23 protein-coding genes are annotated in these 21,466 nt (G+C 64.0%); 12 read left to right on the plus strand and 11 right to left on the minus strand.

Annotation, left to right across the window (positions count from 1 at the left end; genetic code table 11):
• Positions 1–333 precede the first annotated feature (333 nt).
• The 4 genes from NRG23_RS03680 (at position 334) to NRG23_RS03695 (ending at position 5,517) form a co-directional block, all read left to right on the plus strand.
• Positions 334–801, plus strand: coding sequence for a (2Fe-2S)-binding protein (locus NRG23_RS03680; RefSeq protein ID WP_009049030.1), 468 nt, complete (start codon positions 334–336; stop codon positions 799–801).
• Positions 801–3,050 (plus strand): molybdopterin cofactor-binding domain-containing protein, encoded by a 2,250-nt coding sequence (locus NRG23_RS03685; RefSeq protein WP_257373780.1) that lies wholly within the window; start codon positions 801–803, stop codon positions 3,048–3,050. Before NRG23_RS03680 ends, NRG23_RS03685 begins: the two co-directional genes overlap by 1 nt.
• 15 nt (positions 3,051–3,065) lie before the next feature.
• On the plus strand, positions 3,066–4,415 hold the full coding sequence (locus tag NRG23_RS03690; protein ID WP_257373781.1) for a cytochrome c: 1,350 nt from the start codon (positions 3,066–3,068) through the stop codon (positions 4,413–4,415).
• A gap of 79 nt (positions 4,416–4,494) precedes the next feature.
• On the plus strand, positions 4,495–5,517 hold the full coding sequence (locus NRG23_RS03695; protein ID WP_257373782.1) for an XdhC family protein: 1,023 nt from the start codon (positions 4,495–4,497) through the stop codon (positions 5,515–5,517).
• Between the two features lie 26 nt (positions 5,518–5,543).
• Here the strand turns inward: NRG23_RS03695 and NRG23_RS03700 are convergent, their stop codons facing one another.
• Entirely contained in the window at positions 5,544–6,137 is a 594-nt protein-coding gene (locus tag NRG23_RS03700; RefSeq protein ID WP_016702995.1) for an NADPH-dependent F420 reductase, read from the minus strand.
• Between the two features lie 10 nt (positions 6,138–6,147).
• Positions 6,148–6,900, minus strand: coding sequence for a 3-oxoacyl-ACP reductase family protein (locus NRG23_RS03705; protein ID WP_009049026.1), 753 nt, complete (start codon positions 6,898–6,900; stop codon positions 6,148–6,150).
• A 110-nt stretch (positions 6,901–7,010) separates the two neighbouring features.
• Between NRG23_RS03705 and NRG23_RS03710 the strand changes: the two genes are divergently transcribed.
• The 8 genes from NRG23_RS03710 (at position 7,011) to NRG23_RS03745 (ending at position 12,968) form a co-directional block, all read left to right on the plus strand.
• Positions 7,011–7,934 carry a LysR family transcriptional regulator gene (locus tag NRG23_RS03710; protein WP_009049025.1) on the plus strand — a complete coding sequence of 308 codons (924 nt, stop codon included), beginning with the start codon at positions 7,011–7,013 and terminating at the stop codon, positions 7,932–7,934.
• A gap of 176 nt (positions 7,935–8,110) precedes the next feature.
• Complete coding sequence (locus NRG23_RS03715) at positions 8,111–8,506, plus strand: hypothetical protein (protein ID WP_028683978.1); 396 nt, start codon at positions 8,111–8,113, stop codon at positions 8,504–8,506.
• A gap of 106 nt (positions 8,507–8,612) precedes the next feature.
• Positions 8,613–9,020: a hypothetical protein gene (locus NRG23_RS03720; protein ID WP_038632405.1), complete on the plus strand. Its 408-nt coding sequence runs from the start codon at positions 8,613–8,615 to the stop codon at positions 9,018–9,020.
• A gap of 154 nt (positions 9,021–9,174) precedes the next feature.
• Complete coding sequence (locus tag NRG23_RS03725; protein ID WP_009049022.1) at positions 9,175–9,855, plus strand: isoprenylcysteine carboxylmethyltransferase family protein; 681 nt, start codon at positions 9,175–9,177, stop codon at positions 9,853–9,855.
• Positions 9,852–10,121, plus strand: a complete 270-nt coding sequence (locus tag NRG23_RS03730) for a DUF5676 family membrane protein (protein ID WP_009049021.1) — start codon at positions 9,852–9,854, stop codon at positions 10,119–10,121. Before NRG23_RS03725 ends, NRG23_RS03730 begins: the two co-directional genes overlap by 4 nt.
• A gap of 25 nt (positions 10,122–10,146) precedes the next feature.
• Complete coding sequence (locus tag NRG23_RS03735; protein WP_009049020.1) at positions 10,147–12,330, plus strand: heavy metal translocating P-type ATPase; 2,184 nt, start codon at positions 10,147–10,149, stop codon at positions 12,328–12,330.
• Positions 12,327–12,545: a hypothetical protein gene (locus tag NRG23_RS03740; protein WP_016702986.1), complete on the plus strand. Its 219-nt coding sequence runs from the start codon at positions 12,327–12,329 to the stop codon at positions 12,543–12,545. The genes NRG23_RS03735 and NRG23_RS03740 overlap by 4 nt, the downstream gene beginning before the upstream one ends.
• A gap of 99 nt (positions 12,546–12,644) precedes the next feature.
• Complete coding sequence (locus NRG23_RS03745; RefSeq protein WP_257373783.1) at positions 12,645–12,968, plus strand: DUF2933 domain-containing protein; 324 nt, start codon at positions 12,645–12,647, stop codon at positions 12,966–12,968.
• A gap of 71 nt (positions 12,969–13,039) precedes the next feature.
• Here the strand turns inward: NRG23_RS03745 and NRG23_RS03750 are convergent, their stop codons facing one another.
• The 9 genes from NRG23_RS03750 to NRG23_RS03790 all read right to left on the minus strand — a co-directional run bounded on the left by NRG23_RS03750 (position 13,040) and on the right by NRG23_RS03790 (position 21,412).
• Entirely contained in the window at positions 13,040–14,407 is a 1,368-nt protein-coding gene (locus NRG23_RS03750; RefSeq protein WP_009049019.1) for a HAMP domain-containing sensor histidine kinase, read from the minus strand.
• Entirely contained in the window at positions 14,404–15,066 is a 663-nt protein-coding gene (locus NRG23_RS03755) for a response regulator (protein ID WP_009049018.1), read from the minus strand. Before NRG23_RS03755 ends, NRG23_RS03750 begins: the two co-directional genes overlap by 4 nt.
• Positions 15,067–15,077: 11 nt before the next feature.
• Entirely contained in the window at positions 15,078–15,722 is a 645-nt protein-coding gene (locus NRG23_RS03760; protein ID WP_009049017.1) for a tetratricopeptide repeat protein, read from the minus strand.
• Entirely contained in the window at positions 15,719–16,528 is an 810-nt protein-coding gene (locus NRG23_RS03765; protein ID WP_009049016.1) for an SDR family oxidoreductase, read from the minus strand. The genes NRG23_RS03760 and NRG23_RS03765 overlap by 4 nt, the downstream gene beginning before the upstream one ends.
• Complete coding sequence (locus tag NRG23_RS03770) at positions 16,515–17,189, minus strand: TenA family transcriptional regulator (protein WP_009049015.1); 675 nt, start codon at positions 17,187–17,189, stop codon at positions 16,515–16,517. The genes NRG23_RS03765 and NRG23_RS03770 overlap by 14 nt, the downstream gene beginning before the upstream one ends.
• Entirely contained in the window at positions 17,186–18,667 is a 1,482-nt protein-coding gene (locus tag NRG23_RS03775) for an AMP-binding protein (RefSeq protein WP_257373784.1), read from the minus strand. The genes NRG23_RS03770 and NRG23_RS03775 overlap by 4 nt, the downstream gene beginning before the upstream one ends.
• Positions 18,657–19,337 carry a thermostable hemolysin gene (locus tag NRG23_RS03780; RefSeq protein WP_009049013.1) on the minus strand — a complete coding sequence of 227 codons (681 nt, stop codon included), beginning with the start codon at positions 19,335–19,337 and terminating at the stop codon, positions 18,657–18,659. The genes NRG23_RS03775 and NRG23_RS03780 overlap by 11 nt, the downstream gene beginning before the upstream one ends.
• Positions 19,338–19,447: 110 nt before the next feature.
• Positions 19,448–20,368: a universal stress protein gene (locus NRG23_RS03785; RefSeq protein ID WP_009049012.1), complete on the minus strand. Its 921-nt coding sequence runs from the start codon at positions 20,366–20,368 to the stop codon at positions 19,448–19,450.
• Between the two features lie 153 nt (positions 20,369–20,521).
• Positions 20,522–21,412, minus strand: coding sequence for a universal stress protein (locus NRG23_RS03790; protein WP_257373785.1), 891 nt, complete (start codon positions 21,410–21,412; stop codon positions 20,522–20,524).
• Positions 21,413–21,466 lie beyond the last annotated feature (54 nt).

A 21,466-nucleotide genomic window follows, 5' to 3' on the forward strand; every position in this document is an offset into this window, starting at 1 on the left:
TACTTGCCTGATCCTCTGAGCTTGCCGGGTATCGGATAGGAAACCCTTGGCCCCTGGGCTAGAGTTCCGGTCACTAGGAGCCAGCCGCCATGACCCACGCCAGCGCCGGCCAGGCATTGCCCCTGGCACACACTCTCGACACCTCCTCGCATTTTCCCGTTATCTCACCGGGCCTGCCGGCCCACTCCAACGTGCTTGCGGCCAGCCCGGCGCACGGGGTAACGGCTTGGCGTACCCGCGCCTTTACCCGCGTTTCTTGACCAAGGAGGCGCCTCGTAGCGCCTCCCTGAAGAAAAAACAACGACACACCAACCGATGATCAGCAGGTGAGCCATGGAACTACGAATCAACCAGAAGACCTATCAGGTCGATGCCGACGCCGACACGCCGTTGCTGTGGGTGATCCGCGATGACCTGGGCCTGACCGGCACCAAGTACGGCTGCGGCCTGGCCCAGTGCGGCGCTTGCTCCGTGCTGGTGGACGGCAACGTGGTGCGCGCCTGCGTCACCCCGGTGGCCGGGGTGGTCGGCCGCGAGGTGACCACCATCGAGGCGATCGAAACGGACGAGGTCGGCAAGCGTGTGGTGTCCGCCTGGGTCGAACATCAGGTGGCGCAGTGCGGCTACTGCCAGTCCGGGCAGGTGATGGCGGCCACCGCGCTGCTCAAGCACAACGCCGCGCCCAGTGATGCGCAGATCGATGCGGCGATGGTCAACCTGTGCCGCTGCGGCACCTACAACGCCATCCGCACCGCCGTGCATGACCTGGCCGCACAGCCTGCCAAGAAGGAAAGCGCCTGATGAACAAGCCCATCGACTCCGCTAATGAACTTCTGAACCTGGCGCTGGACGAGCCGGTCAACCTGTCCCGCCGGCGCTTTCTGACCGGTACCGCCGTGGGTGCGCTGGTGCTCGGTTTCGGCCTGCCGCTTGGCTCGGCCAGGGCCCTGGCCGCCACGGCCACCGCCGCGGAACGCGGGACCCAGGTTCCGGCGTTTCTCGAGATTCGCCCGGATGGCACCGTGCGCCTGCTCAGCCCCTTCATGGAAGGCGGACAAGGCACCCACACCGCCATGGCCCAGATCGTCGGTGAAGAGCTGGATGCCGATCCCGCCACCTTCGTGGTCGAGGCCGCGCCGCCTGGCGAAGCCTACGTGGTGATGGAGAATGGCATGCGCATCACCGGCGGCAGCATGTCGGTGCGCATGAGCTACCCGACCATGCGCCGCCTGGGCGCCCTCGCCCGCGCCATGCTGCTGCAGGCCGGCGCCGAACAACTGGGCGTACCGGTGGCCGAGTTGTCCACCGCGCCTGGCCGGGTGCTGCATGCCGCTTCCGGTCGCTCCCTGGGCTACGGCGAGTTGGCCGGTCGTGCCCTGGATATGCCGGTGCCCGACCCGGCCAGCATCACCCTGCGCGACCCGAGCCAGTTCCGCTGGATCGGCAAGCCGGTGCGGCGCGTCGATGCCTACGAGAAATCCACCGGCAAGGCGCTGTACAGCATCGACCTGAAGGTCGACGGCATGCTCCACGCCGCCGTGCAGCACGCGCCGCGCCTGGGCATGACCGTGGGCAGCCTGCGCAACGAGGCCCAGGTCAAGGCCATGAAGGGTGTGCACTCCGTTCACCAGTTGCCCGGCGCGGTGGCCGTGGTCGCCGAACGTTGGTGGCACGCCAAGCGCGCAGTGGAAGCGATCCAGGTCGACTGGCTGGAAGCAGCGGCCGATTCGAAGGTGCGGGCGATGCCCGCCGATTTTTCCAGCGATGCGTTCCGCGATTTTCTCGCCGCCCAGCAAGGCCCGGCCCGCGACGACGAGAACGAAGGCGACGTGGCCGCCGCCCTGGCCAGCGCCAAGACCCGGGTCGAGGCCACCTACCACAACCAGTACCTCAACCACGCCCAGCTGGAGCCGCCTTCGGCCCTGGCGCGCTACAACCCCGACGGTTCGCTGGAGGTCTGGCTGCCCAACCAGGCACCGGACATGTTCCGTGACGACATCGCCAGGCGCACCGGCCTTGCTGCTTCGCAGATCACCCTGCACTCGCCGCTGCTGGGCGGTTTTTTCGGCCGGCATTTTCTCTATGACTCGGCCAATCCCTACCCGCAGGCCATCGCCCTGGCCAAGGCCGTCGGCCGTCCGGTCAAGCTGATCTGGAGCCGTGAGGAAGAGTTCGTGCGCGATGCGCTGCGCCCGGTCGCCGTGGTCAAGTTCCGCGCCGCGCTGGACGCCGAAGGCTTGCCGGTGGCGATCGAAGCGGTGAGCGCCACCGAAGGCCCCACCGAAGCCATCGCCGGCAAGCAGGGCGAAAAACTCGACCCCTCGGCCCTTGAAGGTCTGTCGGGCAAGTCCTACGCGATTGCCAACAAGCGCATCGCGCAGATCTACGTCAAGGGGCCGGTGATGCTCGGCTACTGGCGTTCGGTGGGCAACTCGCTCAACGACTTCTTCTACGAAGCTTTCCTCGACGAACTGGCGGACAAAGGCGGCCGCGACCCCTACGAGCTCCGCCAGCACCTGCTGCGCGACAACCCGCGCCTGACCACGCTGCTACAGGCGGTGGGCGAACTGTCCGGCGGCTGGAAGCGTGGCCCGTTCACCGCCGAGGACGGCACTCGACGCGCCCGCGGCGTGGCCATGGCCTCGCCATTCGGCTCGTACACGGCGGTGATCGCCGAGGTGTCGATCGAAGGCGGCCAGGTCAAGGTCCACGACATCTGGCAGGCCATCGACCCGGGCAGCATCGTCAACCCGGCGATCGTCGAGGCCCAGGTCAATGGCGCCGTGGCCCTGGGGTTGTCCCAGGCGTTGGTGGAAGAAGCGGTCTACGTCGACGGCAAGCCACGGGCGCGCAACTACGACCTGTACCCGATCCTGCCGCCTTCACGCATGGCGCGGGTGCATGTGCGGATTGTCGAGAGTGGCGAAAAGATGGGCGGCATCGGCGAGCCCCCGCTCCCCGCGGTGGCGCCGGCAGTGGCCAACGCGGTAGCGCGGCTGACCGGCCAGCGCATCCGTAGCCTGCCATTGAGCCGATACACCTTCAGCTAACGACAAGGACTGCCCATGAATAACCGCCGATTCGCAAGAACCGCAGGCTGGCTGGCCTTGCCGTGCCTGGTCGCGGCAGGCCTGCTGGCCTGGTATGTGACCCGCCAGCCCGCCTCGCCCTTCGAGCAGGAACAGGCCGCGGCAGCCAGCTTCGACCCCGCCCTGGTGAGCCGCGGTGAATATGTCGCCCGGGTCAGCGACTGCGTGGCCTGCCACAGCCTGCCGGGCAAGGCGCCCTTCGCCGGCGGCCTGGAGATGGCCACGCCGCTGGGGGCCATCCATGCCACCAACGTCACCCCCGACCGGAACACCGGCATCGGCGCCTACAGCCTGGCCGACTTCGACCGCGCCGTGCGCCAGGGCGTCGCGCCGGGCGGCCGGCGGCTCTACCCGGCCATGCCCTACCCGTCCTACGTCAAGCTCAGCGACGATGACATGCGCGCGCTGTACGCGTTCTTCATGAAAGGCGTGCAACCGGCCAGCCAGCCGAATGTCCCCAGCGATATTCCCTGGCCGCTCAACATGCGCTGGCCCATCGCGCTGTGGAACGGCCTGTTCGCCCCGACCACGCCCTACGCGGCCAAGCCCGCCGAGGACGCGCTGTGGAACCGCGGCGCCTACATCGTCCAGGGGCCGGGCCACTGCGGCAGTTGCCACACCCCGCGTGGCCTGGCGTTCAACGAGAAGGCCCTGGACGAGTCCGGCGCGCCGTTCCTCGCCGGCGCCCTGCTCGACGGCTGGTACGCGCCGAGCCTGCGCCAGGACCCCAACAGCGGATTGGGGCGCTGGAGCGAGCCGCAGATAGTGCAGTTCCTCAAGACCGGGCGCAACAAGCATGCGGTGGTCTACGGCTCGATGACCGAGGCGTTCAACAACTCCACCCAGTTCATGGCCGACGAGGACCTGGCCGCGATCGCCCGCTACCTCAAGTCGCTGCCCGGCGATCCGCAGCGCGACGGCACGCCCTGGCAGTACCAGGCCGTGTCCGCCGCCCGTCTGGACAGCCCCGGAGCCCACACCTACGTGACCCGCTGCGCCTCCTGCCATGGCCTGGACGGCCAGGGCCAGGCCGAGTGGATGCCGCCTTTGGCGGGAGCCACTTCGGCGCTGGCCAAGGAGAATGCATCGGCGATCAACATCACCCTCAACGGCTCGCAGCGCGTGGTCGCCGCCGGAGTGCCGGATGCCTACCGCATGCCGGCCTTTCGCGAGCAGTTGTCTGATCGGGAAATCGCCGAGGTCCTGACCTTCGTGCGCGGCACCTGGGGCAACCAGGGAGGCGCGGTCGATGCGCAAGCGGTCGGCAAGCTGCGCGGGCATACCGACCCGGCCAGCAGCAGCCCGATCATCCTGCACATGCGCTGAAAGCGGGGGCTTGCAGGCGATCCCTCTCCACCAGGACCGGGTTTGCCAGCAGCCCCTTGCATGAACAACAGAGGCCCCCATGGAAAGCATCGATCTACTGGTCCTGAGTACCGCCCATGACTGGCTCCAGGCCGGCCAACGCGTCCTGCTCGCCACCGTGGCCCGCACCTGGGGCTCCTCGCCCCGCCCCGTGGGCTCGATGATGGCCCTGCGCAGCGATGGTCGGGTGGTCGGCAGCGTCTCGGGAGGCTGTATCGAGGACGACCTGATCCACCGCTACACCAGCGCCTACAGTGGCAACGCCCTGCCGGACGGTCCGCCGCAGGTGGTGCGCTACGGCATCAGCGCCGACGAGGCCCACCGTTTTGGCCTGCCCTGTGGCGGCACCCTGGAACTGATCCTCGAATTCACCCCATCGAGGCCCGCCCTCGGACAACTGCTGGCGCAGCTCAACGCCGGCAAGCTGGTGCGCCGCAGCCTGGACCTGGGCACCGGCCAGGTGGCCCTGGCCACCAGCACGGCGCCGGAACAGTTCTTCTTCGATGGCCAGCAGATGGTCAACACCCTGGGCCCCGGCTACCGCCTGCTGCTGATCGGGGCCGGCGCGCTGGCCGAATACCTGGCGACCATGGCGCTGTTCAACGGCTTCCGGGTCGCGGTCTGCGATCCCCGGCCGGAATATATCGGCGGCTGGAACGTGGCGGGCGTGGAGCAGTTGCTCGGCATGCCGGACGATGTGGTCCGGGCCTTCGCCCCGGACCTGCGCAGTTGCATCGTCGCCGTCAGCCATGACCCCAAGCTCGATGACCTGGCCCTGCTCGAGGCACTGCACAGCCCGGCCTTCTACATCGGCGCGATCGGTTCGCGGCGCAACAGCCAGCTGCGCCGCGAACGCCTGATCGAACACTTCGGCGAGAGCCAAGCCTCGCTCCAGCGCCTGCACGGCCCGATCGGGATCTACATCGGCAGCAAGACGCCCGCCGAGATTGCGGTGAGCGTCATGGCCGAGATCCTCGCCGCCAAGAACGGCGTCGCCCTGCCCCGCGCCGTCGACGTTTCAAGCGCCAAGCAGGCCCGCGAGCAAGAGGCGCCCGTGGCCTGATCCCAGGGATTCCTTGAACCTACTCGTTAGCCATGTTTGACCAGGTTGAGCGCCGGCAAAGGCCCTCCGGGAAACTGCGCCAGTTGCCCTTGCTGCAAGTCACCCAAGTCGACGCCATGGAACCCCAATTGCCTGATCAGCTCGATGACCTGTTGCTTGGCGTCCGCATGCTCGCCAGAGATGAACAACACGCGCTTGCCCCCTTCGGCGTTCGGGGTGGCCAGCAGATGCGGCGGTAGATGGTTGAATGCCTTGACCACACGCGCCCCGGGCAGCCTGTGCGCCACGACCTGGGTCGAAGGTTTGCCTCCCAGGTCAAAGGGGGTGAACAGCGGCGCCTCAATCGGATTGTTGGTATCCACCACAACCCGTCCTTCCCATGGCCCCAGGCCAACAAGTGCCGATGGGATCTTCGACCAGTTCACCGCCAGGAAGACCAGGTCTGCCAAGGCAGCTTGTGCAGTCGTAACGGCTCGAGCCTTGGGCCCCAGATCGGCGATCAACGACGCAAGGCTTTCGGGGCCACGGCTATTGGCGATGCTGACTTCCAGGCCGGCCTGCGTCAGTAACCTGGCGATGGCACTGCCAATGGCCCCGGCACCAATGATGCTTATGCTCATGACGGGCTCCTCAGGCGGTAAAGCCGCCATCGATCAGCAACTCGGCACCCGTGACGAAACTGGCCTCGGGGCTGGCCAGATAGGCCACTGCGCTGGCGATGTCCTGGCCTTCTCCGTAACGTCCCACGGCGATATTGGGACGGACGAAGTCGGCCACCGGACCATCGGCGGGGTTCATGTCGCTATCGGTCGGCCCGGGGTGAACGGTATTCACGGTAATACCGCGTGGTCCCAGGTCTCGCACCAGGCCTCGGCTGAAGCCCGCCACGGCCCCCTTGGTCAGGGTGTAGGCGCAGGCTGTGGCGAAAGCGGCGTACTGCACCATCGAGCTGCCGATATGAATGATCCGCCCACCCTGCCCCATATGCTTGAGCGCCTCCTGGGTGGCCACAAAGACACCGGTGACATTCACCGCAAGGATGCGCTGGAAGTCTTCGAAAGCAATGTCTTCAGGAGCCCCCAGGACACTGATACCGGCGTTGTTGACCAGGATATCGACCTTGCCGAATAACGTGGCGACTTGCTGCACGGCTGCGCGTACAGCCTCGGGGTTTCCAGCGTCGGCAGCCAACGCGACAGCTCGACCGCCGGCGGAGGCGATCTCCTCGACCAGGGCCGCGGCACGGTCTGGCGAGGCGTTGTAAGTGATGGCGACAGAGGCGCCGTCTGCGGCCAGGCGTTTGGCAATGGCCGCCCCAATGCTGCGTGAGCCGCCGGTGACGATGGCGATCTTGCCAGAGAGAGGAAGAATTGCAGGGTTCATGGCGTGAGCCTCAGGTGGTGGTTGGTGAGGCTATGAAACGCTTTTCTTTTTTCATCAAGTAGTAGGGAGTGGCTAGAATCACTTTCAACGTTTACTTGAAGGTATCGATCATGGAGACCCTGGCCAATCTGCAATCCTTTGTTCGCAGCGCAGAGGCAGGCAGTTTCTCTGCCGCCGCACGGCGCCTGGGTATCACGCCCGCTGCAGTGAGCAGGAATGTCGCCCAACTGGAGGCCAACCTGGGGGTACGGCTGTTTCAACGCAGTACGCGCCGACTGGCCCTGACCGAGGCTGGGGAGCGCTTTCTCGGCAATCTCGAGGGTGGGCTGGAGACTGTCCAGGCTGCGATTGCCGATGTGACCCGTCACGCCGGAGAACCGGCTGGAGTGCTGCGTATTTCCGCGGCACCCGCTTTTGGCCGTGACTACCTGCTGCCGTTGATGCCGCAGTTCATGAAGCGATATCCGGCCGTGGTTCCTGAGTGGCACTTCGACAATCGCCAGGTGGAACTTATCGCCGATGGATTTGACGTTGCCATCGGAGGTGGGATCGAACTTTCGCCCGGAGTGGTCGCCAGGGATCTGGCGCCGGCGCATCTGGTTCTCGTAGCCGCGCCGGACTACCTGTCCAGGCACCCTCTTGTACGTCGTCCTGAGCAGTTGAATGACCTCGAGCATCTGGCCATGCGCTCGCTACAAAGCGGCAAGGTCCGCAGTTGGACACTTCAAGGCCCCAAGGAGCAGCGGGCGGCACTGGAATTGCGCCCACGGTTGTTGGTCAACGACCCTCAAGCACTTTGCCAGAGCGCTCTCATGGGATTGGGGGTCGCGCTGCTGGCGATTCCCGATGTGCTTGGCCCGCTGGAAAGTGGCGCCCTTGAACGGATACTGCCGGGCTGGCATGTCGACGCGGGGCCTATCTCACTGTACTTCGCTGGCCAGAAGCTGCTGCCGGCCAAGACGCGTGTCTTCGTAGACCTGCTGGTGAATCATGCCCGCGAGCAGCAATGGGCGAAGCGCTTCGATGCCAACTGAATATGCCTGCACTGGCCTTCAACACAGATCGCTGCAATCTCGCGCTTCAGAAACCGCGGGTATTCTTCGGTCGATCGCGCACACCCTGTTACTGAAGTTTGATTTTGATCAAACTCTCCATTGCCTTGCTGGCTAGACTGAAATCAATACGACACCATCAGTCGAGGTTGTACTTCATGTCCTGGTTCCGCCGTCATCGCCAACGCCTGTTGCACCTCACCCTCGTGGTGTGGGTGTTAGCCATGGGCGTGATGGCCATCCAGGGTTGCCTGGTGCAACCGAATCACGAGATAGCCGCGCCACATTATGCCGAGCAGCAGGTGGCGGATGATCATGCCCTCCACGCCAGTGGTTGCCTGCAAAGCTGTGAGGACACTGTCACGGCGATAAAACCTGCATTGCAGCATCCAGCATTGGACGCCCTCCAGTGGGCCGCCCTCTTGCTGTTAACTGCGGCAGTCATACTGGTGCTCGATCCCGTGAAGGATTTCTCCTTTGCCGCCCTTGCACTGAAGCGCCCTGCCCCGCCGAAAGAACCGGCCCGCCTGGCTTTCGTCCGCTTCAACGATTAGCCCCCCTGTTTTCAAACTGGCAGAGCACGGGTCGCTCCGTTCTGCTGCGCCGCTTTTCGTGCCTCTGTCATTCCTGCTTATTCCCCCACGAACTCAGGAGTTCATCATGCATAAACATTCAACATTCGTCCTGGCTGCCGTCTTGGCTGGCGGAGCACTCATGGCCTCTGCCGAGGACGCGCATCACCCGGCCGATGCTCCAGGCGGAGCAATCCAGAGCACGGCACCGGCGCCAACGGCCATGACTGACGCCATGACCGAGCAGATGGAGAAAATGCAGGCTGCCCATGACAAGGCCGCGGCGGCTAAAACGCCTGCCGAGCGCCAGGCCGCCCTGCAGGAAGGCATGAAAGCGCTGAAGAACGGCATGGCCATGATGAGCAAGGAGCAGAGCTCCATGGGGTGCATGGGGATGTCCGGAGCCAAGGACGGCGCAGGCAAAGGCATGATGGACATGATGATGCAGATGATGGAGCAACAGTCGTCGATGATGGATATGCCAATGAAGAAATGAACCTGATGTGTGTCGCCAAGAATCCGGCAAGGCGAAGTCACTGGCCGAGCCGACACTGACTGCCCACTTGTGCAGCTGTTCATGCCCCACGCCACGGCGATCATCAGTAAAGGCATGAACGGCAAACACACCTGGCAAGTGAGGAGCGCCAACCATGAATCATGCTGAACCGGCCTACGGCCTCTGGTCGCTGGTCATTATCAATTCATTAGTGTTCATCTTGTTCGCCTTCAGCTTCACCCGGCCCAGGACGAACCGCGATTGGCGCTCCTTTGGCATGTTCTCGGCGTTCCTGGTGGCGCTGTTTAGCGAAATGTACGGGTTTCCGCTGACGATCTACCTGCTGATGCCCTGGCTCACGCGCAACTTCCCTGGCATCGACTTCCTTTCGCACGATGCCGGGCATTTGCTGGAAATGGTCATGGGCTGGAAGGTCAATCCGCACTGGGGGCCATTCCACATTCTCAGCAACTTGCTGATCGCCGGCGGCTTCTGGTTATTGGCGGCCGCCTGGCGTGTGCTCTACACGGCCCAAAGTACCGGGCAACTGGCCCTCGACGGGCCCTATGCGCGGATCCGTCACCCGCAGTACGTCGGCTTCGTGCTGATTATGTTCGGCTTTCTGTTGCAGTGGCCTACCTTGATCACCCTGGTGATGTTTCCAATCCTCCTGGTGGTCTACGCCAGGCTGGCGAAGCGGGAAGAACAGGAGATGCTTGCGCATTTCGGCGATACCTACCGCACTTACTCGCAACAGACGCCGGCATTCCTGCCCTGGACAACCCCTCACAGCCCCCCTACTGGTGCCCCTCCGGGCCCAGGAGAACAGTCATGAACGCTCCCTGGAAAACCGGCATTTCTCTGGCCCTGACCATGGCCATTTCCTACACCCTTTGTGCGCTGCTCTATGCGCTGTGGCCGGCGCAGGGTGTCGCTTTTCTCAGTGCCTTGTTCCATGGCCTCGACTTTGCTCGCCTCCAGGCGCCACGGGACTACAGCGTGACGACGTTCGTCGGGCCGCTGCTGGTCTTGAGTGCGTGGGGCGCAATCGTCGGCACCGTGTTCGCGTGGCTGTCCAACAAGCTCCATGGCCGGCCCTGATAACCGCTTCGAGCAGGAGGCCGCGATGAACCCGTCGCACATGCAGCACAGCCACCATCGGCAGGCGCTCGCGTCAGAAACCATGGCGAAGGATCCGATCTGCGGAATGATGGTGGACAAGACCACAGCCTTGTCACGAGAACGTGGCGGGCGCCGCTATTACTTTTGCAGCGATACCTGCCTGCGCACCTTCGAGTCGCCAGAACGTGAACTGAAGGCGATGAAAACCCGGGTCACTATCGCCCTGACCGGGGTTCTGGCCTTGGCGCTGCTGCGTGCAGGCGCCTTCATTGCACTGGCGGCGGGCGCCACGCTGCTGACGTGGGTGCCGATCCCGGCGCTCCCCTGGTTCACATGGGGCATCTGGCTATTCCTGCTGGTCACACCGGTGCAGTTCATCGGTGGCTGGAGTTTCTACAAGGGGGCGTGGAACGCCGTTCGCACCCGTAACATCAACATGGATTTTCTGATCGCCCTCGGCACCTCAGTCGCCTATTTCTACAGCGTCGTGGTGTTGTTCTTCCCGGACGTGCTGCCAGTCAAGGTGGCCGAGCGCGACGTCTATTTCGAGGTGTCGGCGGTCATCATCGCCTTCGTGCTGCTGGGCAGGTACATGGAGGAGATCATCAAGAAGAAGTCCTCTGCCGCGGTACGGCGCTTGCTCGATCTCAAACCGGCGATCGCCCATGTGATGCGTGACGGGCAAGAAGTCGACCTGCCTGCCGAGAGCGTCATGGCCGGCGAGTTGCTGATAGTCAAGCCAGGCGAAAAAATCCCTACCGATGGCGACGTGAGTGAAGGCCAGTCCACGGTGGATGAGTCCATGCTGACCGGCGAGTCGATGCCCGTCGACAAGCACCCGGGCAGTCCGCTGATCGGAGGCACGCTCAATGGCAGCGGGGTATTGCGTTTCAAGGCGAGCAGGATCGGTGCCGACACCGCGCTGGCGCAGATTATCAAGATGGTCGAGGAGGCGCAGGCCAGCACGGCACAGATCCAGCGGCTGGCCGATCAGGTCACCGCCTACTTCGTGCCGGCAGTGCTGGCAGTCGCGATGCTGGCCCTGATCGGCTGGTCCCTTGCGGGAAACTTTGCCCAGGGATTATTGGCCTTTATCGCGGTTCTGATCATTTCCTGCCCCTGCGCGCTGGGCGTGGCGACGCCGGCCGCATTAATGGTCGGTGTGGGCAAGGGGGCCGATAACGGCATCCTTATCCGCGGCGGCGAAGTCTTGGAGCGGGCAGAAAAACTGCGGACGGTGGTGTTCGACAAAACCGGCACCATTACCCGAGGCGAACCGAATGTAACCGAAGTCATCACGCTGGGGACCGCACAGGAAAACGAGGTCTTGATGCTCGCCGCCGCCGTGGAGTCCGGTTCGGAACATCCACTCGGCGCAGCGATAGTGCGCGCCGCCCGGCATCGTGGCATCCGCTTGCCGCAAGCCACCGGCATCCAGGGGATCGCCGGCCACGGCATCGAAGGCCGTGTCGACAATCAACACATCTGGCTGGGCAACCGGCGATTGTGCGCCCGCCAAGGCATTTCGACCGAAGCGGCCGAAGAGCACCTCATCCGCCTGGAAGCCGATGGCAAGACCTCCATGCTGGTCGGTGCCGATGAACGCCTGCTCGGGGTGATTGCCGTGGCCGATACCATCAAGCCCGAAGCGGCTGAAGCCGTTGCGGCATTGCAGGCAAGCGGCATCAAGGTCGTGCTACTGAGTGGCGATAACCACCGTACCGCCGAAGCGGTCGCGCGCCAGGTCGGCATCGAGCGGGTGATCGCCGAGGTCTTGCCGGATGACAAGGCCGCCGTGATCCGTCAATTGCAAAGCGATGGGCAGGTCGTGGCCATGGTTGGCGATGGTGTCAACGATGCGCCGGCCCTGGCCACCGCCGACATCGGCATCGCCATCGGCTCGGGTTCGGATGTCGCCAAGGAAACCGGCGGCATCATCTTGCTCAAGAACGATGTGCGTGACGTGGTCACGGCGATCAAGCTGTCGCGCGCGACCATGGTCAAGATTAAACAGAACCTGTTCTGGGCGTTCATCTACAACAGCGTCGGCATTCCCATCGCAGCCTTTGGCCTGCTCAATCCCATCATCGCTGCCGCCGCCATGGCACTCAGCTCGTTGTCGGTGATTGCCAACTCCGCGCTGCTCAAACGTGCCCGTATTGGCTTGAGCCAGGAGCCCGGATCATGAAGCGCGAAGTTCTTGCAATCTGCCTCCTGGTGAGTGTTGTGGGTATTGCAACAGTGGTTTACCTGTTGGGGCTGACGGGCCAATCGTTTGTCCTGGCGGGGTTATTCCTGCTGTGCCCGGTCTTGGTCGGGGTGCAACTTTTTCGCGGCGTCCGCCAGTTTGACAAGGATATGGCCGAGGCGCATCGGCAACTGAAAAGGAAGAAGCTGCCTTGACATCCGATCCGGCTCAACACCCCAAATGGCCGACGCGACACAGCAAAACCAGAGGTCTTGCGTCAGAACCATCCCTCCAGCTCCCTCAGGAGTGCTGTCATGAATCAACATAACGTGCCCCAGCATCGCGCAAAAGGTATCAACGGGTACTTTTTAGGCTTCCTTGCCATCGTCGGTTATTTCCTGTTCACCGAGCACAGGGCCCATGTCGTGCCGTATCTGCCATTCCTGCTGCTCCTGGCCTGCCCCCTGATGCATGTCTTCATGCATCGTGGGCATGGGCATGGGCATGGCAGGCATGGACACGCGGACAGGGCTGAACATGACAGTGGCTGTGGCCATCACCCCGGCGACGCTGGCAATGACCAGGAACATACGGGCCTACCCGATGGCAACAGGAAGTATCCCGACCGCCCTGCATGACGGATTCGTCGTACCTGCGCAATGCAACGAAGCTCATCGAGCTTCGGTTGGCGTCGTGGGCCCTGGCTGCATTAAAAGCGACGAATCTCCAACGTCGCCCGCAGCCCGCCAGCGTGGCTATTCTCCAGCCTGATCTGCCCGCCCAGGCGCGCTGCGATGGCCTGCACGATAGTCAGCCCCAACCCTGCTCCCTGAGCGTTTCCGCGGCTATAGAAACGTTCGAAGAGCCGCTCGCGTTCAGCCTCATCGATTCCCGGCCCCTGGTCTTCGACGGACAGTTCGTAGTGATCCTGTTGCTTCGCCAGTCGCACCCTGATCAGCCCGTGGGGCGGCGAAAAGTTTGCCGCGTTGGTCACCAGGTTGTTCAGGGCGATATCGATGGCGGCCGCGTTGACCCTGACCCGGCCGATGTCTTCGTCGACATCGAAAGCCAGTTCGAGCCCCTGGTCCAACAACCAGGGCGTCAGCTGGACCAGGCTGTCGCGAACCGTCGCCGCCAGATCGATGCTGGGGGCCGCCGGAGTATCCGTTTGCGGCTCGATACGAGCCATCGTCAGCAACTGATTGACCAGCCGAGTGGTGCGGTCCACGCCGGCAATCAAATGCTCGAGCGATTCACGGCGATCCTCCTCGCTCCCCTCCTCCATCAGGTTCTGCGCATGCACCCTGAGCACCGCCAATGGCGTGCGCATTTCATGGGCGGCGTCAGCGATAAAGCGCCGTTCACGGCCCATGACTTCCTGGATCTGTGCCAGCACCCGGTTGAGGGCCGCCTGCATGGGCTCAAGCTCGGTGGGCAGTGGCATCAACTGCAACGGTTCGAGAGAGCCGGGATGCCTCGCGCGCAGCGTCGCCGCCATATCCTCCAGCGGTTTCAAGCCCCAGCCGATTGCCAGCCAGATCACCGCGGCGAGCATCAGGGCGCCAAGCAGATTAGGGACAACGGTGTGACGAACAATCCGATCCACCAGGTCGGCACGCACATCGTCCCGCTCACCGACCCATATCTTCAGGCCGTATTGCGTGTCATCCAGGGTGAATGCCCGCCATTTATGGCTACTTGGATCGGTCACGTCACTGAAGCCGGGCGCGGCCGACGCCGCGGCAAAGGCCGGCGCGCTCAAGGTGTGGACCAACAGCTCGCCCTGGGCGTTCCAGACCTGGAACGCGATCTTGCTTTCATAGGGGTGGCCATCGACTTTGGGGGCTGCCTGGCCCAGCGCCTGGTTGAACGCCTGATACAGCTCGGCGTGCTCCTTGCTGGCCATCGGCATGCGCATGATCCCTTGCAGCAGGCGAGCGTTCTGCGCCAGCTGGGCGTCGTAGACCTCGTCTATTTCATGATTGCTGTCGTGCAGATTGAGCACGGTCATGATCAGCAGGCCAAGGAACAACAGCCCGAGGATCAACCTCAGGGTACGACGCCTGATGGAGGTCATGGGCGCCCTTCCACCAGGTAACCGACGCCCCGGACGGTCCGGATCAGATGGCTGGAGAACTTCTTGCGCAGGTGGTGGATATGCACTTCCAGGGTGTTGCTTTCCGCCTCCTCGCTCCAGCCGTAGAGCAACTGCATCAGGTGGTCGCGGGTGATCACGCGGCCAGGCGGCGACAACAGTTCGTGGAGCAGTTGGTATTCCTTGGGGGTCAGGGCCACCGGCTCGCCCAGATAGCTGACTTGCTGGGTCCCGGGGTTCAGGCTGATGCCTGCATGCTCGATCAGCATCTGGGCACGGCCGGCGCTGCGCCGCAGCAAGGCGCGCAGGCGCGCCTTGAGTTCAGCCAGGTCGAAGGGCTTGATCAGGTAATCGTCGGCCCCGGCGTCGAGCCCGGCGATACGGTCTTCCGTGGCATCCCGGGCGGTGAGGATCAGCACCGGGAGGTTGCAGCCACTGTCACGCAAGCGCCGCAGCACATCCAGGCCGTCCATGCGCGGCAGGCCGAGGTCGAGCACGGCCAGGTCAAAGGTTTCGCTGAGCAGCGAATGCAAGGCGCTGCTCCCATCCTGCAGCCAGTCGACGGTGTAGCCCTCGCGTTCCAGGGCATGCTGGATCCCCTCGCCGAGGGCCACGTCATCCTCAATCAGTAGTAAGCGCACACGGACTCCTGTCAGTTGAGTTTCTTGTTCACGTCCACCAGCAGTGCCTCGATTTCCTTGCGGCGCCCGGCGTCGGCGGTTTCCCGGCCGGGCCTCGGGGCTGCCCGCAGGGCCTTTTGCAGCGCGTCCCGGGCTTCGCCGTAGCGTTTTTGACGGTAGAGATGATCGCCCCAGAAGTACAGACTGTCGATGCCGTTCGGGTTCACCTGCAAGGCCTGCTTGAGTAACTGTTCGGCTTTTTCCGCGTCACCGAAGCCGATGGGCCAGCCCGGCACCCGGTCGTACAGTGCGGCCAGGCTCGTGTAGGCCGAGCCTTGCAGGGCCTGGGGGTCCAGGGTCATGGCTTTTTCCAGGTAGCCCTTCGCCGCCTTGGCCTTGCTCAGCGCGCCGAGACCGCCCTGGGCGCCGGCCCAGCTGCTGGTGACGATGCCGGACCAGATCCAGGCTTCGGCCAGCGATTGACGCTCCTGGCTGAACGCGGAGGCTTGGCTGGCCAGTTGTTCGAACGCGGCGCTGCGCTGCTCTTCCGGGAGTTCGTATTGAATCTGTGCCCAGCGTTGCTGGATACCGTTCAGGCGTTGCTGGTCGGCGGGCTCCAGCGCCCAGACGCTCTGGCCCAAGGCCCCCAGCAGCAGACCAATGATGAGTTTTTTCATGGTTTGAGATGCTCGTTATCAGGTTTCTGGCTCAGGCGACGGATCAACGGCAGCTGCTTGCGCAGGCCGCGGTCCACCAGATTGGGCAGCAGGCTGTTGAGGCGCATGAAAAAGCGCTCCGGCCAGCCCAGGTACAGGTCACGGCGGTCACCGGCGATGGCGTGGATCACCGCCGAGGCGACGGTCTGCGGATCGTCGACATTGGACTTGAGGGCGTCATTCAAGGCCTGGGCCGCCGGGCTGTTCATGCTGGTGTGGGTAGCACGTGGCGCGACATACAGAACACCGACCCGGGTGTCTGCCAGCTCCCGGCGCAGGGCTTCGGAAAACCCGCGCAAGGCAAACTTGGTGGCGCAGTAAACGGCATAACCGGGGTAGCCGATGGAACCGTAGGTCGAGCCGACGTTCACCACCATCGCGCTCTCGGCTTGCTTGAGCAGTGGCAGCAAGGTCTTGGTCAGGCAGACCGGCGCGCCGATGTTCACCGCCAGCATCGCATTGATGTCGCTGTCATCGAGCTGTTCGAGCATGGCGAAGTGATTGACCCCGGCGGCATTGATCAGCAGGTTGATGCCGCCCATGGCCTGCGCGGCAGTCAGCACTTTGCGCCGGTCGGCGAGGAAGGTCAGGTCCGCCGCCACCCAGCACAACTGGCCGGGATAACGGGCGAGCAAAGGCTCCAGGGGGTCGCGCCGGCGCGCCACCGCCAGGACCTTGGCGCCACTGGCGCACAGGGCGCCGGCGATCGCCAGGCCAATGCCGCCGCTGGCCCCGGTGAGTACTACGCGAGCGTCAGACAGGCGCATGCAGCGCCTCCCCGCCGCGGGGCAAGCCGCGGAACATGTCGGTGTAAAGCCTGTAGACCACCTTGGACGCATGAATGACCGCAGCCTGGTCGGCCGGATCGTCGAGGGTGTTCATCAGCCGGCGGTAAGTCTGCATGTGCTCGACATCCAGCGAGCCATGGGAGCTGAGGTAGCTGAAGGCCGTTTCCGGCAAGCCCAGGCGCTGGCGAATGCTGCCAGCGGCATGGGTGGCCAGGGCAATGCTGGTGCCCTCGAGCACATTGACCATGCCGAACAGCCCCACCGGATTGTCCCGGGCAATCAGGTCGTAGAGAAAGCTGACCATCAATTCGATTGGCAAGGAGGGACGACCGTTGCGCACCTCGTCCCTGTCGCCGCCGCAGGCCTCGATGTCATCGAGCACCCATTGTTCATGGCCGTATTCCTCCTCGATGTACTCGCACACCGCTTTGCGCAGCCACTCCAGGCGCAGCGGCAGGCGCGCACCGCAGGCCATCATCAAGGGCACGGTGTGACGCACGTGGTAATAGGCTTGCGCCAGGAAAGCCCGGTAGCTGTCCAGGCTGACCTGGCCCTGCAGGGCGTCAAGAATGATCGGCAGGTTGAACAGCTCGTTACGTTCCTGGTGGGTAGCTTCTTGCAGGCGGTCAAAAAAACTCATGATGCGGATTCCTCGCAAGGTAGGGATTCGGTCAGTTGCGCCCGGTAACGCTCGACGATGGCGTCGCGACGCGGCCGGCCATTGGCGGTCAGCAGGCCATTGGCAAAGGTGAAGGGTTGATCCAGCCGGGCCCAGTGGTGGACCTGGGCGTAATCGGGCAAGGCCTCGTTGGCCTCGGTCACGGCGGCGGCCAGTTCATCGTCGGTGCAGTCCGGGCGATGGGGCCAGAGCAGCGCATGGTTGCGCGGCATGGCTTCGCCATAGACGAACGCCTGGGCGATATGGCGGCGCTGGGTCAATTCGGCCTCGACCCATTCCGGGTTCACGTTGCGGCCGAAACTGGTGACGAACTGATGCTTCTTGCGCCCCTTGAGGTAAAGAAAGCCATCGGGGTCGAACTCGCCGAGATCGCCGCTGGGCCACCATTGATCGGTGTGCGGCGGTTCACCCAGGTAGCCGAGCAAGGTCGCCCCCTTGATCAGCACTTCGCCGTCTTCGGCCAGGCGGACCTGCACATGGGGCAGCGGCTGGCCGACACTGCCGGGGCGGTTCGCCTCCGGCCGGTTAAGGCAGACCACCGATGCGCATTCGGACAGGCCATAACCTTCATAGACCGGCAGGCCGACGCGTTGCGCACGCTGCAGCAGCGCTGCAGAAACCCGTGCCCCGCCCACCGCGGCAAAACGCAGCGTGCCGGGATTGAAGGCTTTGTGTTCGGCGGCGCCGACCAGCACCTGCAACAGCTGCGGCACCAGGATCAGGCTCTGGGGCGCACGGCTGGCCAGGCAACCGAGCAGGCGCGGTACATCAACGCCACTGGCACCCTGGATGCCCAGGGTTTTCTGGCTGGGCAGGCTCAGGGTCACGCCGGCATACAAGGCGGCATAACAGCCGAGGTTTTCCAACAGGATCGCCAGCGGCAGAAGCGCAAGGTGGTGCTGCGGATCCGCCGGTTTGCTGGCCTGATCCAGCTCGCGAGCCACCCGCAGAATGCTCTCGGCGCTCAGGCACACGCCTTTGGGAGTGCCGGTGGTGCCCGAGGTGAAGGTCAGTTTGGCAGTGCCTTCGAACATCCGGCCCGGGCCACTGAAGGTGCGACGCCAGAAGGTTGCGGCCTGCTCGTAGCCGGCCGTTTCCAGCTCGGCGTCCAGTTCCGGTTCGGCAATCACCCAGCCTGCCTGGCTCTGTTCCAGGCAATGGGCGCGCTGGGCCGGGCTGAAGAACGGCGGCAATAGCACGCACGTCAGGCCTTCGAACAGCACGGCCAGGTCCCAGAGCATGGCTTCGACGCCATTGTCCAGGGCCAGGGCAACCACCTTGGCGCCTTCGTCGCGCAAACGCTGCTGGCGCTGCATCACTTGTGCGTACAGCGTGGCGTAGTCCAGCTTCAGGTGATCGCCCCACAAGGCAATGGCATTGGGCCTGTGCTCGGCATGGTCACGCAGAACCTGCTTGAAGCGCTCCCTTTCAGGCGACATGGCTGACCTCTGCAAAAGACGACGGCAACCCGAGGCGATCGAACATCCCGATGTTGCGTAGATGAATGAAACCGGCGCGAATGTTGCCAACGTGCACCCAAGGCTTGCTCTCGTAATAGCTGCCCCAGCTGTGTCGCTCATCGCCCAGCCGCTGTGGGTCGGCGGCACAGAGGGTCACGGGTTTCAGGCCCAGGCGATGAAAGCTGTTCACCAGCCCGATGTTGCCGGTGAACGCCACCCATTCCAGGTCCCCCATGGCCAGCAGGTAGGTCATGGCGATGATGCTCAGCCGTGCACTGCCCGTATCGCTGGCGGCCAGGTTGCCGACCTCGACGATGCCTGCCCGGTCCACGGCGCGATCGGCTGCTGCGCTGATCAGCGGCTCGATCGGATCGTCCAGATAGCGCTCCAGGAACAGTTGCTCGTGGCTTGCCAGGCGCACGCCGGCCACGGCACAGAGTTCACCCGATGCGTTGTTGCGCATGCCAAACAGCTGCGGCATGAAATGACGGATGTCGGCACCGTGGGCCTTGCGGAAACGGCGCTGGATAAAGGCTTCGAGGAGCGGACGCTGAGGCTCGCCCGGCAAGGCCCTGGCAAGGCACATCGGCGGCGCTTCGGCTTGGCCGAAGTGCAGAGGCAGAGGGATGTGCCAGTCGTGATCGGGCATGGATGGATGCCTCCCTGGTTAAGTTCGGGAGGAGTATCGGTGGTGTTTCTTAACGGAATCTGAAGGTGGCGAAACGATCCGGCAGAAGCCATCGCTGACGACAGACGCTTTCAGCCAGCCCCGGCGGGCGGCTTGACCAGCATCAGGCTGCAGGGAGGATGGTGCAGCAGGCTCTCGGCGGTACTGCCGACGAAAACCTCGACGCCGTGACGGTAGACCGTGCCCAGCACGACCATGTCGAACGCGTTCCTGCGGGCGAAATGGCCGATCACCTGATGGGGAATGCCGGCCAGCTGATGTCGGTGTTTCTGCTCGACCCCATAACGCTCGGCGAGCAGATCGAAGGCCTCTTGCTGGGCATCGTTGACCGCATCCCGCAGGCTGTCGTCCAGGCTCGAGGTCGGCACACTCGTCAACGCGTCGCCTACCACCGACCAGTTGCTGACATTGAGCAGGTGCAAGGTCGCCCTGCAGGAAGTGGCCAGCGTCACGGCCAGGTCGAGGATCCGGGCATTGAGCCCCTGGGTCAGGGCCTCCAGGTGGGACAGGTCGATGGCGGCGAGGATCTTCAACGGCCTGGGGTTTTCCGCGTGGGTGACCAGGTGCAAGGGAGCGGGACAGTCACGCAGCAGCAGCCAGTCCAGAGGCCGATGGAACACCCGGTCGAGTGCCGGCACAGGCTGCATATCCTTGATCACCAGGTCCGGGTGGAAGTCGCTCACGTACTCAAGCACGTGGGCCGGGCTCAACCTGGCCCAGACCACTTCAGTGCTCACCCGCAAGCCCTCGCAGCGTTGAAAGCGCGCCTGCTGCTCGAGCCAGTGACGGTGCACCTGCAGGTAACCTTCCCGGGCCTGGCTCATGGCGTCGTGGTCGAACAGGCCGGCCACCGCCAGCGCGTTGACGTAATCGAACGCGACAATGTGCAACATCGCGCCGGTAGCGCTGGCCAGCGCCTGCGCCCGCTCGAACGCCGGGGTGCGGGTCATCTCGGTAGGGGCAATGAGCAATAAACGTTGAATATTCAACATCGCACACCTCGTCCTGGTAATGCTTCACCTGCGCTGCTGCAAGCCCGGTTTCCTGCCGGAGCCTTCGTACAACCGCCGATGGGGCATCGGCGATGCGGGGCGTCTGATCTTGGCCAGGACCGCGCCCTGCAGCGCCTGCCCTGGCGCCCTCCCCTAGACCGCCAGAACGCTGCAAGGCGCCTGGTACAGGATATGTTCGATCGTGCTGCCCACTAGCTTGGCCAGCCCGCGCGACTGGTTCCTGCCCATCACGATCACATCCACCTCCTGGGCGTGGGCAAACTCGCTCAACACCGAGACGGGTTGCCCCCTGATGAAGTGTCGACAGTCAGCCGGCACGCCAAAGCGCTCGGCCAATTCAAGGAAGGATTTTTCCAGATCCTTGCGCAGCTCCCGGGTAAGGTCCGCCAGGGTCAGTCCGGCGCCGCCGATATTCTCCAGAAAGGCCGCGGAGATATCGCAGGCGTACAGCAGGTGCAGCTCGGCATCGCACTGCAAGGCGAGGCTGGAAGCCTCATGGATGATCCGGTCATTGAGTTCGTTGTCCGCCGACTTGGTATCCGACACTTCGACCGCGGCCACGACGTTGCGCGGCAAGACGCCGCCATTGCCGCCAATCAGATACACCGGTATCGGGCAATGGCGCAGCAAGTGCCAGTCCAGCGGGGTGAAGAACGCGCGCTTGAGCCGCGGCTCATGCTCTATCTGCTTGATCAACAGGTCGGGCTGCATTTCCACGACATGGTCGAGGATGTCTTGCTGCATGTCGTCGGCCCATGCCACCTCCATCGTCACGGCCAGCCCCTGGCCATGCAGGTCTTCTACCTGAGCCTTGAGCCAGTCGCGATGGTCCTGCAAATAACTTTCCCGGGCCTGTTTGCGGTCACCCTCTTCAAGCAACCACAGAGTGTCCAGCGACCTCATCAAGGCCGCGATATGCAGGCTCGCACCGCTGGCCCGGGCCAGGGCTGCGGCGTGAGCGATGGCATGGGAATGGCGTTGCGTCGGGTTGATGATCAGCAACAACCGTTGGTACTGGCTCATGATCGACCTCCAGACAGGTGGGGCTGCGATGTCAGGTATCCGTTGATGAAGGCA

This window comes from Pseudomonas sp. T8, assembly GCF_024610635.1.
Classification (GTDB): domain Bacteria; phylum Pseudomonadota; class Gammaproteobacteria; order Pseudomonadales; family Pseudomonadaceae; genus Aquipseudomonas; species Aquipseudomonas chlororaphis_I.

What these genes read in the sequence shown, in the direction of transcription:
- NRG23_RS03680 (WP_009049030.1), top strand. Translation starts at nt 334, where the DNA reads ATGGAACTACGAATCAACCAGAAGACCTATCAGGTCGATGCCGACGCC.
- NRG23_RS03685 (WP_257373780.1), top strand. Translation starts at nt 801, where the DNA reads ATGAACAAGCCCATCGACTCCGCTAATGAACTTCTGAACCTGGCGCTG.
- NRG23_RS03690 (WP_257373781.1), top strand. Translation starts at nt 3,066, where the DNA reads ATGAATAACCGCCGATTCGCAAGAACCGCAGGCTGGCTGGCCTTGCCG.
- NRG23_RS03695 (WP_257373782.1), top strand. Translation starts at nt 4,495, where the DNA reads ATGGAAAGCATCGATCTACTGGTCCTGAGTACCGCCCATGACTGGCTC.
- NRG23_RS03700 (WP_016702995.1), bottom strand. Translation starts at nt 6,137, where the DNA reads ATGAGCATAAGCATCATTGGTGCCGGGGCCATTGGCAGTGCCATCGCC.
- NRG23_RS03705 (WP_009049026.1), bottom strand. Translation starts at nt 6,900, where the DNA reads ATGAACCCTGCAATTCTTCCTCTCTCTGGCAAGATCGCCATCGTCACC.
- NRG23_RS03710 (WP_009049025.1), top strand. Translation starts at nt 7,011, where the DNA reads ATGGAGACCCTGGCCAATCTGCAATCCTTTGTTCGCAGCGCAGAGGCA.
- NRG23_RS03715 (WP_028683978.1), top strand. Translation starts at nt 8,111, where the DNA reads ATGTCCTGGTTCCGCCGTCATCGCCAACGCCTGTTGCACCTCACCCTC.
- NRG23_RS03720 (WP_038632405.1), top strand. Translation starts at nt 8,613, where the DNA reads ATGCATAAACATTCAACATTCGTCCTGGCTGCCGTCTTGGCTGGCGGA.
- NRG23_RS03725 (WP_009049022.1), top strand. Translation starts at nt 9,175, where the DNA reads ATGAATCATGCTGAACCGGCCTACGGCCTCTGGTCGCTGGTCATTATC.
- NRG23_RS03730 (WP_009049021.1), top strand. Translation starts at nt 9,852, where the DNA reads ATGAACGCTCCCTGGAAAACCGGCATTTCTCTGGCCCTGACCATGGCC.
- NRG23_RS03735 (WP_009049020.1), top strand. Translation starts at nt 10,147, where the DNA reads ATGAACCCGTCGCACATGCAGCACAGCCACCATCGGCAGGCGCTCGCG.
- NRG23_RS03740 (WP_016702986.1), top strand. Translation starts at nt 12,327, where the DNA reads ATGAAGCGCGAAGTTCTTGCAATCTGCCTCCTGGTGAGTGTTGTGGGT.
- NRG23_RS03745 (WP_257373783.1), top strand. Translation starts at nt 12,645, where the DNA reads ATGAATCAACATAACGTGCCCCAGCATCGCGCAAAAGGTATCAACGGG.
- NRG23_RS03750 (WP_009049019.1), bottom strand. Translation starts at nt 14,407, where the DNA reads ATGACCTCCATCAGGCGTCGTACCCTGAGGTTGATCCTCGGGCTGTTG.
- NRG23_RS03760 (WP_009049017.1), bottom strand. Translation starts at nt 15,722, where the DNA reads ATGAAAAAACTCATCATTGGTCTGCTGCTGGGGGCCTTGGGCCAGAGC.
- NRG23_RS03765 (WP_009049016.1), bottom strand. Translation starts at nt 16,528, where the DNA reads ATGCGCCTGTCTGACGCTCGCGTAGTACTCACCGGGGCCAGCGGCGGC.
- NRG23_RS03770 (WP_009049015.1), bottom strand. Translation starts at nt 17,189, where the DNA reads ATGAGTTTTTTTGACCGCCTGCAAGAAGCTACCCACCAGGAACGTAAC.
- NRG23_RS03775 (WP_257373784.1), bottom strand. Translation starts at nt 18,667, where the DNA reads ATGTCGCCTGAAAGGGAGCGCTTCAAGCAGGTTCTGCGTGACCATGCC.
- NRG23_RS03780 (WP_009049013.1), bottom strand. Translation starts at nt 19,337, where the DNA reads ATGCCCGATCACGACTGGCACATCCCTCTGCCTCTGCACTTCGGCCAA.
- NRG23_RS03785 (WP_009049012.1), bottom strand. Translation starts at nt 20,368, where the DNA reads ATGTTGAATATTCAACGTTTATTGCTCATTGCCCCTACCGAGATGACC.
- NRG23_RS03790 (WP_257373785.1), bottom strand. Translation starts at nt 21,412, where the DNA reads ATGAGCCAGTACCAACGGTTGTTGCTGATCATCAACCCGACGCAACGC.